This window comes from Bacillus sp. FH (assembly GCF_052216825.1).
In the GTDB taxonomy this organism is placed as follows: Bacteria; Bacillota; Bacilli; order Bacillales; family Bacillaceae_G; genus Bacillus_A; species Bacillus_A paranthracis.
The window spans coordinates 177,258-193,553 of sequence record NZ_JBQOUU010000005.1; the positions used below are offsets into that span (position 1 = coordinate 177,258).

At 34.3% G+C, this 16,296-nt stretch carries 15 protein-coding genes and 1 pseudogene; 1 reads left to right on the forward strand and 15 read right to left on the reverse strand.

The window, feature by feature from the left end; genetic code table 11:
- Positions 1-8 precede the first annotated feature (8 nt).
- The 8 genes from ACTT1L_RS14950 to ACTT1L_RS14985 form a co-directional block, all read right to left on the reverse strand.
- Complete coding sequence (locus ACTT1L_RS14950) at positions 9-830, reverse strand: carbohydrate ABC transporter permease (protein ID WP_442821982.1); 822 nt, start codon at positions 828-830, stop codon at positions 9-11.
- Complete coding sequence (locus ACTT1L_RS14955) at positions 827-1,759, reverse strand: carbohydrate ABC transporter permease (RefSeq protein WP_442821983.1); 933 nt, start codon at positions 1,757-1,759, stop codon at positions 827-829. Before ACTT1L_RS14955 ends, ACTT1L_RS14950 begins: the two co-directional genes overlap by 4 nt.
- Positions 1,759-2,856, reverse strand: coding sequence for an ABC transporter ATP-binding protein (locus ACTT1L_RS14960; RefSeq protein ID WP_000571386.1), 1,098 nt, complete (start codon positions 2,854-2,856; stop codon positions 1,759-1,761). Before ACTT1L_RS14960 ends, ACTT1L_RS14955 begins: the two co-directional genes overlap by 1 nt.
- Entirely contained in the window at positions 2,853-3,419 is a 567-nt protein-coding gene (locus ACTT1L_RS14965; protein ID WP_071742065.1) for a glycerol-3-phosphate responsive antiterminator, read from the reverse strand. Before ACTT1L_RS14965 ends, ACTT1L_RS14960 begins: the two co-directional genes overlap by 4 nt.
- A 306-nt stretch (positions 3,420-3,725) precedes the next feature.
- On the reverse strand, positions 3,726-4,397 hold the full coding sequence (locus ACTT1L_RS14970) for a hypothetical protein (protein WP_001239731.1): 672 nt from the start codon (positions 4,395-4,397) through the stop codon (positions 3,726-3,728).
- 147 nt (positions 4,398-4,544) lie between these two features.
- Positions 4,545-5,417: an ankyrin repeat domain-containing protein gene (locus tag ACTT1L_RS14975; protein WP_002163759.1), complete on the reverse strand. Its 873-nt coding sequence runs from the start codon at positions 5,415-5,417 to the stop codon at positions 4,545-4,547.
- Between the two features lie 289 nt (positions 5,418-5,706).
- Positions 5,707-6,210: a nitrous oxide reductase accessory protein NosL gene (locus ACTT1L_RS14980; protein ID WP_001259405.1), complete on the reverse strand. Its 504-nt coding sequence runs from the start codon at positions 6,208-6,210 to the stop codon at positions 5,707-5,709.
- Between the two features lie 131 nt (positions 6,211-6,341).
- A complete protein-coding gene (locus tag ACTT1L_RS14985) occupies positions 6,342-6,596 on the reverse strand; it encodes a hypothetical protein (RefSeq protein WP_000857644.1) in 255 nt (84 codons plus the stop codon).
- A 252-nt stretch (positions 6,597-6,848) separates the two neighbouring features.
- Here ACTT1L_RS14985 and ACTT1L_RS14990 point away from each other — a divergent pair, with 252 nt between their 5' ends.
- Positions 6,849-8,153, forward strand: a complete 1,305-nt coding sequence (locus ACTT1L_RS14990; RefSeq protein ID WP_250670150.1) for a CitMHS family transporter — start codon at positions 6,849-6,851, stop codon at positions 8,151-8,153.
- 181 nt (positions 8,154-8,334) lie between these two features.
- On the opposite strand, the gene ACTT1L_RS14995 is transcribed toward ACTT1L_RS14990, so the two are convergent.
- The 7 genes and pseudogenes from ACTT1L_RS14995 to ACTT1L_RS15025 all read right to left on the reverse strand — a co-directional run bounded on the left by ACTT1L_RS14995 (position 8,335) and on the right by ACTT1L_RS15025 (position 16,125).
- The gene (locus ACTT1L_RS14995) at positions 8,335-9,144 is read right to left on the reverse strand and encodes an abortive infection family protein (protein ID WP_442821984.1); all 810 of its coding nucleotides are present in this window, start codon (positions 9,142-9,144) and stop codon (positions 8,335-8,337) included.
- 179 nt (positions 9,145-9,323) lie between these two features.
- The gene (locus ACTT1L_RS15000) at positions 9,324-10,016 is read right to left on the reverse strand and encodes a response regulator (protein ID WP_242276278.1); all 693 of its coding nucleotides are present in this window, start codon (positions 10,014-10,016) and stop codon (positions 9,324-9,326) included.
- Positions 10,016-11,626, reverse strand: a complete 1,611-nt coding sequence (locus ACTT1L_RS15005) for an ATP-binding protein (RefSeq protein ID WP_076873823.1) — start codon at positions 11,624-11,626, stop codon at positions 10,016-10,018. The genes ACTT1L_RS15000 and ACTT1L_RS15005 overlap by 1 nt, the downstream gene beginning before the upstream one ends.
- Positions 11,627-11,776: 150 nt before the next feature.
- The gene (locus ACTT1L_RS15010) at positions 11,777-12,724 is read right to left on the reverse strand and encodes a methyl-accepting chemotaxis protein (RefSeq protein ID WP_373418647.1); all 948 of its coding nucleotides are present in this window, start codon (positions 12,722-12,724) and stop codon (positions 11,777-11,779) included.
- Positions 12,716-13,753, reverse strand: a pseudogene (locus ACTT1L_RS15015) (HAMP domain-containing protein); the annotation flags it as partial. The pseudogene ACTT1L_RS15015 and the gene ACTT1L_RS15010, both read right to left, overlap by 9 nt.
- 236 nt (positions 13,754-13,989) lie before the next feature.
- A complete protein-coding gene (locus tag ACTT1L_RS15020; RefSeq protein ID WP_000155027.1) occupies positions 13,990-15,564 on the reverse strand; it encodes a flotillin family protein in 1,575 nt (524 codons plus the stop codon).
- A gap of 12 nt (positions 15,565-15,576) precedes the next feature.
- Complete coding sequence (locus ACTT1L_RS15025; RefSeq protein WP_000242441.1) at positions 15,577-16,125, reverse strand: NfeD family protein; 549 nt, start codon at positions 16,123-16,125, stop codon at positions 15,577-15,579.
- Between the last annotated feature and the right edge of the window lie 171 nt (positions 16,126-16,296).

Below are 16,296 nucleotides of genomic sequence, written 5' to 3' on the forward strand. Positions count from 1 at the left end.
TCTCTTAGTTATTTAATTGCACCTTTTGTTAATCCTTGTTGTAATTGCTTTTGTCCTAAAAATAATAGAATCAATGTTGGTATAACGATAACCGTAACGCCAGCCATTACGCTTCCCCAATCAGTTGCAACTTCTTGAGATTGAAGCTGCTTCACACCAATTTGAACTGTTCTTACCTTTTCATCAGTGGTCACTAAAAGTGGCCATAAGTACATATTCCATGTTGTTAAAAAACTATATACGCCAAGCGTAATAAAACTCGTTTTACAATACGGAATTACAACGCTGAACAAAAATCTTACATTTCCAATCCCTTCAATAAAAGCAGCTTCTTTCAGTTCATTCGGAAGTGTCATAAAATGTTGGCGTAACAAGAAAATACCGAAAGCTGTTGCAAAAAACGGCACTGTCATCCCAGCGAAACTATTGATCCAGCCAAAGTTTTGAATCGTTAAAAAGTTAGGTACCATCGTCGCTTCCCACGGAATAAGCATCGTTGAAATAAACAGGAAAAAAATAAGATTTCTTCCCTTAAACTGAAGAAAGACAAAAGCATACGCCGCTAAGCTTGACACGATAAGTTGTCCAATCATAACAACTGTCGATACAACTAAGCTGTTATATAAATATGTAAAAAGTGGTACTTTTTTAAAAATATTAATGAAATTATCAAAAGTAAATTGAGTTGGAAATATCCTTCTCATTTGAATATCGTCTGGTGTCATAAAGCTTATTAAAAACGCATACAGCACAGGAAAAAATACCATTACTGCACTAATTATGAGCAGCATGTATAGCAGGAAATTTTGTTTCCACTGTTTAACGATCATTTATAATGCACCTTTCTCTCAGCAAACTTAAATTGAAGTAATGTAGCAATGAAAATGAAAACAAATAGTACCATCGCTTGTGCACTTGCTGTCCCAAATTGATGATTCACAAATGCCTCTTTATAAATCGAATATACAATTAAATTTGTTGCATCATTTGGTCCACCGTGCGTTAAAATATCAATCTGTCCAAAGCTTTGGAACGCACTAATTAACGTTACTGTCACGATAAAGAATAAAGTTGGTGATAGCATCGGTAATGTAACACGACGAAGCTTATATAAATAGCTAGCACCATCTATAGATGCACTCTCATATAAAGACGTATCAATATTTTGTAAACCACCTAATATAACTAAAAATGCAAATCCTGTATTCACCCAAACCGTTGTAACTGATACAGAGAATAGTGCCCAGTCCGGACTCGTTAACCATGCAATTGCAGGAAGATTCATAGAAACTAATATATTATTGAATAACCCGACACTTGGATGAAATAAAAATAACCAAATCACTGCACTAGCAGCTACTGATATTCCCATTGTCGAAGAAAACAGAACTCGAAATAACCCAATACCTCTTACCTTTCCGTTTGCAATCAATGCAAGAAATAAAGCGAGTATAATACTCGTAGGCACTGTATATACAACAAATAATAAAGTTGACTTTATGCTTTTGTAGAAAGCAGGATCAGAAAATAAGTATTGATAATTTTCTAAGCCAACGAAAAGATTAGCTTCTCCGTGTATATCTGTTAAATAAAAGCTATAGTAAATCGTCCTAAATAATGGATAAAAAAGAAAAATCGAGAACAATAAAATAGATGGCGCTAAAAATAATAATCCTATTCTTAAATCTTTCGTTCTACTCCATAAATTCTTCTTTTTTGCCACCTTTGCTTGGGCTGGTAACTTGCCTACTTCAATCATTATTTCGCCACCACTTTCAACTCTTCTTCAGCTACCACTTTTAATCGTTCATTCGTATTTTGATGAAAGAAGCATAACTTATCTTGTGAGAATAATAATTTTACTTTGTCACCTTTGTTCAGGATTAGCTGTCCAATGACTTTTGCACTCCAAGTTGTTCCATTTATTGCGAAGTTTAATATAGATTCGTTGCCTAATACTTCTACAGATTGTAGCGTAACTTCTTGTCCTTCCTCAGACAGGGCAATATGCTCAGGACGCATGCCTATGCGAATTATTCCTTCTGGTAATTGCTTTAACTGTCCAATAGATAACGGAATTTGCAATTGCCCTATATGTAATACACCTTTTTCTTTGTTTACTTCTCCATCATTTATATTCATCGAAGGAGACCCTATAAAACTTGCAACAAATTCATTTGCTGGTTCGTTATAGATGTCAAGCGGTGTTCCAACTTGCTGTATGCTTCCTTTATTTAAAACCATGATGCGATCTCCCATAGTCATCGCCTCTATTTGATCATGAGTAACGTAAATCATTGTAATTCCTAAACGCTGCTGAATTTCTCTAATTTCAATTCTCATTTGCGCACGTAATTTCGCGTCTAAATTCGAAAGTGGTTCATCCATTAAACAAATCGGTGCTTGGCTCACAATCGCTCTAGCAAGCGCAACACGCTGTCTTTGTCCACCTGATAATTGACCTGGTTTCATTTTCACATACTCTTTCAGCCCTACCATTTCAATAGCTTCCATTAATCTCTTTTGCCGCTCTTCTTTTTGTACTTTCCTTACCTTAAGTCCAAATAAAATATTTTCTTCTACAGATAAGTGTGGGTATAGTGCATAATTTTGAAATACCATTGATAGATTACGATCTTTCGGCTCTAAATCATTTGCAACACGTTCATTAATAATTAAATCCCCCGAAGAAATTTCTTCTAGGCCAGCGATCATTCGTAATAATGTGCTTTTCCCACATCCTGAAGGCCCAACTAAAACAAAAAACTCACCCTTTTTAATGTGAACCGATACCCCCTTGACCGCTGTCTCTTCTGCATTTTTATATACCTTTGAAACATTTTTCAATTCAATCACAAAGTTGCACTCCTTTTTTCTTCTTGTATCCATACTTCATAATGACTCGTTGAAATTGCACTTGCGCCTGCACGAATAGCAATTTCCGCATCTTCTCGTGTTTGAATCAGTCCGCCTGCAATGATAGGAAATTCTATTTCCTCTGCTAACTGCTTAATAATGGAAGGCATAATACCAGGCATAATCTCTACTGCATTCGGTTTAGTCGTTTTACAATTTTCAATTGATTTTGTAAGAGATAAATTATCGACAATAAAAATACGTTGGATCGTTTTTAATCCAATTTTATTGGCATTTCGAATTGTAGATCCTTTTGTTGAAATAATACCTTGTGCTCCGATAACGTCTTGAATATACAAAAGTGCTTCCTCTGTATTCGTATTTAAACCTTGTATAAAATCACAATGAAGAAAGACATCATGTCCATGTTTCTGTAATTCATATACACACTCTGGTAACTCCAGCATTGAACCCGTCATAAGAAAAACTGTTTTCGGTAATTTTTTGTATGTGTTGTATCCTTTCCAATCCTTTATCATCGCAATATAAGGTTCTTTAAACATTCATTCCACCTAGCTTTTCTGTTTTTATCCAAACTAAAAACACCTACTTACATAGAACACCTTTCTCCTTATTTGAACTCTAGGGAATAGAGCACACCTAAGAAAGTGGCACGTTATATGTAAGCGGGTGTTCTCAAATATTCTCTACCCTAGTTATTTTGTTACCTTTACTATAGTATGCATTTATTAAGTCAGTTTTGATAGATTGTTAATTAGCTGTTAATCGAATGTTAATATTCACCATATTTTCTTAACATTAATCTAGATATACGAATAACCCCAACAGCAAACAACTATCTTTAAAATTCAAGTAATATGCAAATTCATTCCATAGTTAATCAATTTTAGTTTTCTCGCAACTTCTTGTGAGGCATAATTATCCCAAGAAGTACTATAAAGTGAAATGCGGTTTTCTTCTTGTATTGATATCGCCCAGGCTGTAACAACATCAGTACCATACCCATTCTCCGCTAAAGTTTCCACACTCGCCTCAGCAGCTACAGGTGTACTCCTAGCACTGCAACATATAGAAACTACCTTTTCATTTTTTACAATTGCAAAGTAAGGTTGCCTCCACTCCATCTGTTCTATTAGATTAGGAAAATTTTCTCGCAAAAGCTCTTTATTCTTCTCTGTTATCTGTATTGTTCTAGTTGGCTTATGTAAATTATTAGAGAACATGAAAGCAGGGCCCATCCAAATATTTTTTACTGTTCTTTCTTCATTTAATACATGGATAATCTTTGCTATCTCTATATGATTTGAAGGTTCTCGAATTAATTTCTCAATCTTACCTACCGTTTCATCATCCAGATCACAATGATATCTCGTTATACTCCCTTCACGAGTTCTGCCAAGAAAACAGCGTGGTGCTTTCGGATTTCCTTGTTCATTTACATATTTCATTTTTCCTACTTGATTATGAACAAATAAAACCTCTACCTGAATTGCTATTAAATCAAGTTCTGAGAGCCTCATTTATATTCTCCTTAGTTACTCCATATACCATTCATAATCTATTTTTCATGCCCAAAACAAAAATCCCATTTACATACACATTACTGAATCCATCATACTCAATGACTTCTTCATTCTGTCTATCTAAATGGGATTATTTCATACTTGTTATTCTACCGGTTGCGGTTGTGGCTGTACTACTTCATTCGCTCCAGCTACCCTCAACATATTTGCAATATCTTTAAAACCTCTTTTTTCAGCATATTGCAGTGGCGTAATATTTTCCTTATTGGCCATATTTACATCTGCCCCGTGGTCAATAAGCATTTGAATTACTTTCTTGTGATTTTCACTACCATTTCCTAATACAATTGCTTCTACTAAAGCTGTTCCACCACGAGCATTTTTATAATTGACATCAATATCTGTATGCTCTAACAATTCTTTTACGACCTCTACATGGCCACGCTCAGATGCAGAAATAAGTGCTGTTCCACCTGACTTAGTCGTTTCTTTCGTATTAACTCCTGCATTAATTAATACTTTTACAATATCCGTATATCCTTCTCTACTCGCATAAAGAAGTGGATTACTTTGTTTCTCATCTTTAATTTCAATATTAGCACCTGCACCAATTAATGCTTTCACTGTCTCTACATGATTTTGGTACGTTGCTGCAAGGACAGGTGTTTCTCCGTTGTCACCTTCTACATTTATATTCGCTCCATCTTGAATCAACTTCATAGCTGTTTCTGTATCTCCAAGAGTGGCAGAAAGTAGCAACTGTTTGTCCATTAAATTTATACTTTTTTCTTCTTTAGATTCTTCCTGTTCTTTATGCTTCTCTTGTTTCTTTTCGTTTTTCACATGAACCGGTTTCGATTCTGGCTCTTCTTGCTTATCGCAAGCCACTACCGTCATTAAAAGTCCTAATAACATACATAATAAAATTTTTTGTTTTCTCACAACTACAGCTCCTATGAAAGATAATGTTTTCTTAACCATTCCTCCATCACATACAATAACTCTTCTTGAGTACATTTATCCATAAGCACTTTATATTCCTTCTTTAATTGGATTATCTTAAACTTATATGATGTTTCTCAACCTATTGGAATGATACGCCTGATGGCCTCATCATTAGCATTATGAAGCAATTAGTTTAGCACGTTTTCACCGCATTTGTATACATTTCTAAAAAGTACATACATGGTTGCTTTAGGTCACTACATTCCATTGTAACCGTTCTTCTAAAAATTTTACACCTTTTCTATATTTGCACCTGAATAATACTAGAAAAAGACAACTATGCAGTTGTCTTTTTCTAGTATTAATGATGCCCACCGTGATTTCCCTTTTTCGTGTTCCCCATCATTTCTTTATTCATTTCCCATTTATGCTCTGCTAGCTCTTTATACGAGAGAACTTTCCCCTTATAGTTAGATACAAAGCTCTTTGCATCTTTTTTGTTTTTAAATGAAATGACATTATAAGCCATTGGTGTTGTAATTGTTTTATCATATACATAAGTAGCGTCTTCTAACGAAACCCAATCTTTCGAATCATAATCTCGAACAAATTTTTCTTTCGTCTTTTCACCTGGATTAATCTCCATCCATTTATACATACAACCGATATCATCAAACTTTAATGCTTTTCCATTTTCTAAAATGATTTCTGTTGCAAATTGATTATCCATTACCCCAATTTGGCAAATATCACACTTATCATGCTTCTCATCAATTGCCACAGCCTCTGCTTGTTTCTTACCACATCCTACAATTGTAAAGACAAAGAATAAGCATATAGCAAGCATCACATACTTTGTTCTCATTGTATTTCCTCCCTAACCGTATCTTCTACAAGGAGCATATCAAAAACTTGTGTGCGATTTGTGAAAAAATGATGTGTCTTTTGTAATATATGGAACAAAAAAGATGTGTAGTCCTCTCTACACACCTCTCATCATTCACAACCTGTAATTACTAAATCATCTTCTATTTTAATTAATAATGTATCTGTATGAATTTGCTGCCCAACAACTACATTTACTAATCTTATATTTCCACTGATGCCGACTGCAACCTTTTCAAGTTCACCGTTATTTTTTCGGATCATCATTAATTTTTCCCACTCATATACGTAAGAAGATTCATTAACAAAAATCTCTTCTACTTTTCCTTCATAAGAACTACAAATCTCTTCCATTCTTGTTTTCATATAAAATCTACTCCCTATTTCACACTTCAATATTGTCATCTTATTCTACCATTCTTATGGAGAGCAGCTTACTTTTTAAAAATTCAAATTAACTCCCGTGAACAAAATGACCAAAATAAAAATTATGCTTCTAATGATGTTATTTTTCAAATTATTTACCATTCAAATAGATGCTTTTATGATAAACAAAAAACCTTTTTCTGAATTTTTATTTTATTTTGAAAGCGCAATCATTTTTGAGGGGGAGATTACATGTTAGCACTACTTGGATTTGCAATGGTATTTGTCTTTATGTTTTTAATTATGACAAAACGTATGTCAGCACTAGTAGCATTAATATTAATTCCAATTACGTTCGCATTAATTGGAGGATTTTATGCAAACATGGGACCTATGATGTTAGAGGGCATTCAAAAACTAGCACCTACTGGTATTATGCTTATGTTTGCTATTTTATATTTTGGAATTATGATTGATAGCGGTTTATTTGATCCTGTCATTAGTAGGATTTTGAAATTTGTAAAAGGAGATCCTTTAAAAATTGTTGTTGGTACAGCGATTCTTACAATTATCGTTTCATTAGATGGGGATGGAACGACAACGTATATGATTACTGTTTCCGCAATGTACCCACTATATAAACGCCTTGGAATGAATCCACTTATATTAGCTGGGGTTGTTATGTTAGGTGCAGGCGTGACAAATCTTACACCGTGGGGTGGACCGACAGCTCGTGTTATGAGTGCACTTGGACTAGACGCATCAGAGCTCTTTACACCACTTATACCAGGAATGATTGCTGGTGCACTTTGGGTAGTTTTCGTTGCTTACTATCTTGGAAAAAAAGAAAGAAAACGTTTAGGAATTATGGATATACAATATTTAAAACAAATGCAAACAACAGATGAGCAAGCTGCAACAGTAGAAGTTGCTGTTCATAAGCGCCCTAAACTTCTATGGATTAACTTTTTATTAACTGCTACCTTACTTGTCTGTCTTATACTAGAAGTTATGCCATTACCTGTTTTATTTACAATCGCTTTCGCTATTGCTGTTATGATTAACTATCCGAACTTAGATCAACAGAAAGAGCGTATTGCTTCTCACGCAGGAAACGTATTAGCAGTTGTTTCTCTCGTATTTGCCGCTGGGATTTTCACTGGAATTTTATCAGGAACAAAAATGGTAGATGCAATGGCTAAAAGTGTAGTAACTCTTATACCAGACGCTCTTGGCCCACAACTACCAATTATTACAGCTCTTCTTAGTATGCCATTCACATTTTTCATGTCCAATGATGCATTTTACTTCGGAGTATTACCTATTTTGACAAAAGCTGCTGCTACTTATGGAATTAGTGCAGCTGAAATGGGACGCGCTTCCTTACTGGGACAACCTGTTCACTTATTAAGCCCCCTTGTTGCATCCACTTATTTATTAGTTGGGATGGCAAAGGTTGATTTTGGTGAACATCAACGTTTTACTTTATTGTGGGCGGTTGGAACGACAATGGTCATGTTGATTACTGGAATTTTAATTGGGGTTATTCCGATATAAGAGAACACGTATACATTCCGTTTAGAGATCATCTTAAGATCCCTCTTGTCTCATCAATTAAAAAATGCAACTAACCCTAAAAAGGAAAATGTATATGTTCATGCGAACATATACATTTTCCTTTTTTAGATTCTATAAAAACCTTAAATTTACGGGTATGCAACTAAATTCCATATGTTTTTTATGGATGTCTAGATATGATTATTTTTTTCACTTTATTTTTTTCAGCAAAATAATATGTAACATAATACATAAAACCTTTTTTTTCTGATTTGTATATATAATTGTTCTCACTTTTTTTCGCCTCTTGAATCGAATCTTTTTCCATATAATCAAATATATGGTCATTTATTAATTCTGAGTCCATATAAATGTCTAATGGCATTTTTGAAAATTCAATTTCAACCTGTGTTATTATTCCATCAGCCAATATATAAGTAATATTTCTTTGTTGATTAACATATATCTGGTTTTCAATCATTTCAAATTCATTTGTATGTATAAATTTAGAATATAAAATATTATATTGACTTGATAGATTTAATGATTCCAACTTATCCAATAAAAAAATACATATATCTTCACTCGATCTCATTATATATAGTGCCTCGTATTTTTCAAATGGAACGTCTAGTCCTGGAGCATTTCCATGTCCAGTTCCACTGGCATTTCTTAATTCTGAAAGTCCTAGTGAAAAAGTTGAAAAAGAACTAATCATTTTTGTTATTGAATCTAACTTTTGTTCATCATTGGTATATAATGTGCGTAACACAGTGTTAATTTGTTTATTAAGAGAAAAATTCTTTATTTCCTCAGCATCTCCATTAATTGATTGGTAAATATATTTTATTGTGCTTTCTAGCATTTTTTTTGCTTCTAAAATAGATTGATTCGGGTTTCTTTCTAGATAATCGTGTCCATCATAAAAGGCCCTTGTTACTTGCTCAATACCAAATGAATCAATACATCTGAGTCTCGGATTAAATTTCAATATAATTCCACCCTTTTTATTATTATTATTATATCAAATATAATAATAATAAATATTTCCAATTTAGATTAAAATATAGACTTTTAACTGCTAATCCACTTTTAGATTTAGATGGAAAGATCTCAGTGTACACCAAAATCCTAAGTAAGACAGTTAGATAATTAAAAATCTACTATTTTTTATGAAGAAACAAGAAAATATCTTCTCTCCGGTCTCCCAACACTCCCATATATAAGCTCCGCATGAACTTTCTTTCCTGATATTAAATATTCTAAATAACGCCTCGCTGTCGATCTGCTTACTCCGACCATTGAGCTTAGCACTTCCGCAGTAATACCTTCTTCATTCACTGTTAACATATGCTTTTTTATTTTTGCTAAAGTTAAGGGGTCTATACCTTTCGGGGCATATTCTATTTCATTTCCCTTTACGCCTCTTTGAGACCATAGATGTTCTATTTGTTCGATAGATAATTGGTTATTTTTCTTTAACTGCACAAGCTTTTTTTGGTAATTTTCCAAACTTGCTTTAAATCGATCAAACATAAGTGGCTTTACGATATAATCTGTTACTCCACCCCGCAGGGCGTGCCTCACTACATCTGTTTCCGATGCAGCTGTAATCATAATAATATCTGTATCATGTAAATTATGTCTAATATATGTGACAAGTTCCGTTCCTTGCATATCAGGTAAGTACACGTCTAATAAAACGAGCTGTGGCTTCACAAGATCTAGCCATTCTTTCGCTTGTTCCCCAGTCGTCGCTGTTCCAATTACTTTAAATCCCTCAATCTTTTCAGTAAAACGACGATGAATGTCTGCAATTCGAATATCATCTTCTACAATCAATACTTCAATCTCCTCACCCATTACAATTCGCCTCTCTCTTTTGGTAATGCAATAATAAACAATGCACCACCTAAATCCCCTTTTTCGATTGCGATACTTCCATTTAAATCTTCTACTAACTCTTTCACCTTTGCTAATCCATATCCTCGCTTCTCGCCTTCTTTCGTCGAGAAGCCTTTATAGAATATGCTAGTAATGACCTCATCATGAATCCCTTGTCCTGAGTCTTCCACTTCAATGACTATTTCTTCTCCGATATCAGTTACAAACATTCTTACTTTCTTATCATGTTCTTCATTTCTTTCAATCGCTTCAAATGCATTCGTAATTAAATTTCCTAAAATAGAAACGACATAATTACTCTCAATATGCGGGCTTAATTTGTCTAAGCTACTCTCTCTATCTAGCATAAAATCAATCTTCAACTCTCTTGCTCTATTATAGAATCCAATTAAAATCCCACCTAACCATGGATTTTGAATTCGTTTCATAATAAATTGAACAAAATCTTGATATACCGCTGTTTCCTTATGAATAAGCTCCAAAGCATCTTCATATAATTCTAGCTGGATAAGACCCGAAAGCGTATACAACAAATTGTTATATTCATGCGTTTGCGCTCGTAATGCCTCTGTATATTGCTTCGTCTGAGATAATTCTGCTGTTAACTGATCCATTTCAGATTTCAAACGTAAGCTCGATACAACGCCAGTTACTTTATTCTTTACTTTAATAGGTAGACGGTTCGCAATAACAGCCTGCCCTTTTATATTTAATTGGCGGTCAAACTGTTCTTCACCAGTTTGAAGTACATCTAATATCGTTGAATTAGGAATTATATCTAAAATAAATTCTCCAATAATATTTCGTTGTTCATCTAGCGAAAGAATATCATAGGCTGCTTGATTAACTAAACTAATCATGCCATGTTGATCAATGACAATAATCCCCTCACGTACAGATTGAATCACTGTACTATGCTCTTCATATAAAGATGAAATTTCTTCTGGCTCCATCCCAAACATCATTCTTTTTATACTGCCAGCTAAATATATAGAGCCTATTACTCCAATTAATAGACCTATTATTGTAATCCAAAACACACGCTTTCCATACACTTCTACCGCTCCATGAATATCATCCATTGAAAATCCAACAGATACCACACCAATGATTTCATTTTCCTGATTATGGATTGGAACTTTTCCGCGTAATGAAGGGCCTAATGATCCAGTTGCTTTCGAAACGTAAGATTTCCCTTCTAATAAAACTCCTTTGTTATCTCCGCCAACCATTGCTTCTCCTATTTTATCTTTCCTAGGATGTGCATAACGAATCCCTTCTTTATTTCCAACTACAATAAAATCAGCATCTGTATCAATTCGAATTTTTTCCGCAATCGGTTGAATAATAGAAGCTGGATTTTCTGTTTGAAAAGCTTCCTTGATTTCTGGTATAGCAGCAACTGTTTTCGCAACATGCAAAGCTCTTTTGCCAATTTGCTCTTCTACCGTTTCAGATAATATGTAATAAAATAAATAACTCGTTAGCATAAGTACAACAAGAATAAGTGTACTAATAGTTAATGTGATTCTCGGTTGGAGTTTTAATTTTTTAAATTTCAAAACCATTCCCCTAACATGATTAAAGATAGAATTTAAAGAATATACAGTCTCTTTAATTATACTTAATCATAACACGGTTACTCTATATTTCTTTCTTTTTCTCTTCATAAAAAAGAAACGAAGTAAAATTATTACCCCGTTTCTTAACAATCATTATTACACTTTAAACTTACCAATCATCTCTTGTAATTCTTCTGCCATTTGCGATAAATGAACTGCTGCTGCATTGATTTCATCTACTGAAGCTAATTGTTCTTCTGAAGAACCAGCAATATTTTGAACGCTTGCTGCATTTTCTTCAATCGTAGCTGCAATTTCATTAATTGATGCACTAACTTGTTTTGCATCTACTGTCATTTGCTTCGCTACTTCTACCATGTTATCAATTTGTACAACTGTATCATCCGTAGATTTCAGTATTTCAGCAAAGCTTTGCTTCGTTTCATTTGCAACTACAAGCCCTGATTGTACTTCTGTCCCAACTAGCTTCATAGAACTTACCGTTTCCTTGATATCAAATTGGATTTCTTTCACTAGTTTTCCAATTTCCGTAGAAGACTGTCCTGATTGCTCAGCTAATTTTCGTACTTCATCTGCTACAATTGCAAATCCTCTTCCTTGCTCTCCAGCTCTTGCAGCCTCAATTGCCGCATTTAACGCTAATAAATTAGTCTGCTCTGCAATGTGTTGAATCACCTCAAGAATTGCTCCAATTTGTTTTGATTTATCATCTAACAAAACAATAACTTTATCTGATTGTGAAACAGACTCATGGATTAATTGCATTTGATTCACAGTTTGTTCAACTAACTTCCCACCATCTTCAGCCTTTTTCTTCGTATACATAGATGCTGTGGATACTAATGAAGAACTATCTGCAACACGCTGAATTCCTTCTGTAACTTCTTCTAATAATGTTGCGCCTTCTTCAACTTCTTTCGTTTGTATTTCAGCCCCGCTCGACACTTGCTCTATTGCTTGTGTAATTTGTTCCGTCGCTTCACTTGTCTGCTTCATACTAGCTGTTAATTCTTCTGAAGATGCCGCCACGTGACTTGCTGAAGTATTTATATTGGAAATGACCTGATGTAATGATGCCGCCATCTCATTAAAACTTTCTCCTAGCTGTCCAATTTCATCTTTAGAATGAACTGTAATTGTTTCTGTTAAATCGCCTTCACTAATCTTTTTCGATGATATAACAAGTTGTTTTAACGGACTAATGATAGAAGCAATTATGAAGTAAATTAAAATCCCACCAATTATTAATGAAATACCAATAACAGTTAGCGTTTTATAGAAAATAGGATTAGCTGCTTCAATAATTTCTTTTGAAGGCATAATTCCTGCTATTTTCCATCCAGTCTGCTTATTTGTTATAAAGGTAATATTGCGATCATCACCATCGAGTTTGAATTTAAAATCACCTGTTTCCTGTTTGTACAATTCCTTCTCAAGTTTTTCTTCTATTTTGTCACCCGGTTTCATCGTCGGATGTGCTATTACATGTTTAGATTGGTCGAAGATTGCTACATATCCTTTTTTGCCGATATTGACCATTTTTGAAGTATTTACAATATCATTAATAATTAAATCAATACCGAGAACACCGCTCTTATCCTCATTTTGTTTTGCTATTGTAATAACAATATTCCCTGTTGTACTTGACTTATATGGGGCTGTGATAACCACTTCTCCGCTTTTTTTCGCTGCTTCTTTATACCAATCTCTTTCGGTAGGATTATACCCATCTGGCATTTGAATAGACGGTGATTGAATAAATTGTCCCGTACTAGCCCCCGTATAAATTGCTTCTATTTCTGGATGTAATTTATTATATTCTTCTAATTTATTTTGCACATTTTGAAGCTGATCAGTTCCGTAACTTACTCCACTAAATAACTTTGTAAAATATACTGCGTCTACCTTTTTACTGTCTATCTCTTTATTAATAACATTATTTAAAATCTTTACGTTATCTTCCGCTGATTGTAAAATTGTTTCATTAAAATTTGTCTTTGCTTGCTGATAAGACGTCCAACCAATTACAATACTTGGAAGAATCAAAACAATAACAAATGACACAAGTAACTTTGCTTTTAAACTACTTCTTCTTAATTTCCCTTGAAACATATCTCTACCCCTCCATACCGTTTTAAATGTAATTGTTTTACATTTAATTTTTTTATATAAATTATACGATTAAAACGTATCAACTCTTTATCTCTTTTTCTATTAAAGAATTAATACATACCTTTTTCATTCTATATAAATTAAATAATTAAAACAATATATTAAAATGTAAATTATTCGAACAATTCACAGAAGAACCTCTAGTATCTTACTTACTAGAGGTTCCACCCACTATACTATTCTTTATCTTTTTCTACTTCTTTTTTCTCATCTTCTACTACTGATACAACAGGTTTATCGTTTGATAATTGTTGTACTGCTCCTTTTCCAGCAAATCCTTCTAATAACTCTTTTAAATCAATGCCAGAAGAAGCTTTTAATGTTTCTTGCATCGTTGCCATTAAATCAGTCGCATAACCTGCAACTTTTCCGGCGCCGCTATTTTTACCACCGCCGCCTGTATCGACAACTGTAATTTTATCAATGTTACTAAGTGGGCTTGCAACTTCCTTCGCATAACTTGGAAGCATTTTAAGTACCATATCCATAATTGCCGCTTGGCCATATAACTCAAATGCCTCTGCAATTTTTTGTTTCGCTTCTGCTTCTGCTAAACCTTTTAACCTAATAACATCGGCTTCCGCCGTACCTTGTGCTTTTTGTACTTCCGCTTTCGCTTGACCTTGCGCTTTTTCGATTTCCGCCTTCGCTAAACCTTCCACACGTACTTCTTCCGCACGCGCTCTCGCTTCAGCTTCAATCTTATATTGATCCGCATCTGCCTTTTTCATTTGTTTTACTTTTTCTGCTTCCGCTGATTGCTCAACAGCATAACGATCTGCATCTGCTTTTTTCTTTACTTCTGCATCGTATTGCTTTTCACGACGCGCAATCTCTTTTTCTTCTAATTCAATTTGTTTCTCACGCTCAATGATTTTAACGCGCATTTGCTCTTCTGTAACACCTTGTTGTGCTTTCGCCTGTTGTAATTCGTAAGAAAGATCTGCATCTGCACGAGCTTGTTCTTGCTCTCTCTTATAAGATTGTACTTTTAATTCTTTATGTTTTTCAGCTTCAGCGATTTGGGCATCACGTTGGTATTCAGCCTCTTTCGCTTCTTTCTCAGCACGAGCTTTTTCAATACGCGCTTCCTTTTCACGCTCTGCATTTGCAATTGTTGCATCACGCTTAACCGTCGCAATTTGCGGCTGACCAAGTGCATCTAAGTAACCGTTCTTATCCATAATTTCTTTAATTGTAAAGGAAACGATACGAAGACCCATTTTCTTTAAATCTGTAGAAGCTACTTCATGCACTTTTTGAGCAAATTGCTCTCTATTACTATACGCATCTTCTACTGTCATAGAAGATAAAATCGCACGTAAATGACCTTCTAAAACTTCTTTCGCTTCTACTTTTAACTCTTCTGTTTCTTTTCCTAAATATTGCTCAGCTGCTGTCGATACTTCTTCAATTGTAGAACCTACTTTAATAATAGAAACACCATTTACTGTAACTGGAACACCTTGTTTCGTATACGTATCGCGTGTGCCCACTTCTAACTTGTAGTTTAGTAAGCTTAAAGGTTCTGCTCTTTGCATGATTGGCACTACGAATGTACCGCCACCGCGAATAATCTTAATCTTCTTTCCATCATCAGTGGTAACTACATTTTTCCCACCACCAAGCCAGTTCCCTGTAACAATTAACGCTTCATCTGGTCCAACTGTTCGATACTTCGTAATGAATACTAAAATGAGTAGAATTAAAATTGCGAGTAAAACTCCACCAATAATTAATGGAATCGTCATGTGAATTCCCCCTTATAATTTTGGTTTTTTTAAAGAATAAGCGATGTTTTGTACAAGCAAGACACCATCTTGGACTCCCTCAATAATAACCTCAGTTCCTTGTGAAATATCTTTTTTCCCAATTGTTTTAGCTGGAATTGCATTACTTCCAAATTGGGAGGATATTAATACTTCACCAAATCCTTCTGTAGGAATTGTCGTAATGACTTCTCCCTTGCAACCAATGAATTCATCCATACGTTGCACAGTATTTTGTTCTGCTTCTGCAATCGGTTTTAAAATTAATATTTTCATTATGAATACACCAATAAAGGATATAGCAAATGCAGCCACGAAAATAAGAATACTATTAAAGGAAAATAAATATTCTCCTATATAACTAAGTCCACATAACATAGCGAAAAAACTAAGTAATAAAGTAACAACGGATACAGATCCGCCTCCAAAACTAAATATGGATTCAAATATATCCCCAAAAAAGATATAAATCACAGTGAGTATAGTAGCAATAATAAATCCGTATAAATAAATTGTCTCAAGTGGATAACCAAACAAAACCATTTCTTATCCCCCTCTCTTAAACAATCCCTTTTTTGTTATGTGTATGCCCCACCTCTTTCAAAGATTATTGTTCTTAATTTTCAGTTATTTATTCTTTAAAGAAAAGCCTGCAGTACAGGCCTCTAAAAAAGAACAGGAGAAGCCTATTGTGACAGGCTCCTCCTAGAAAAT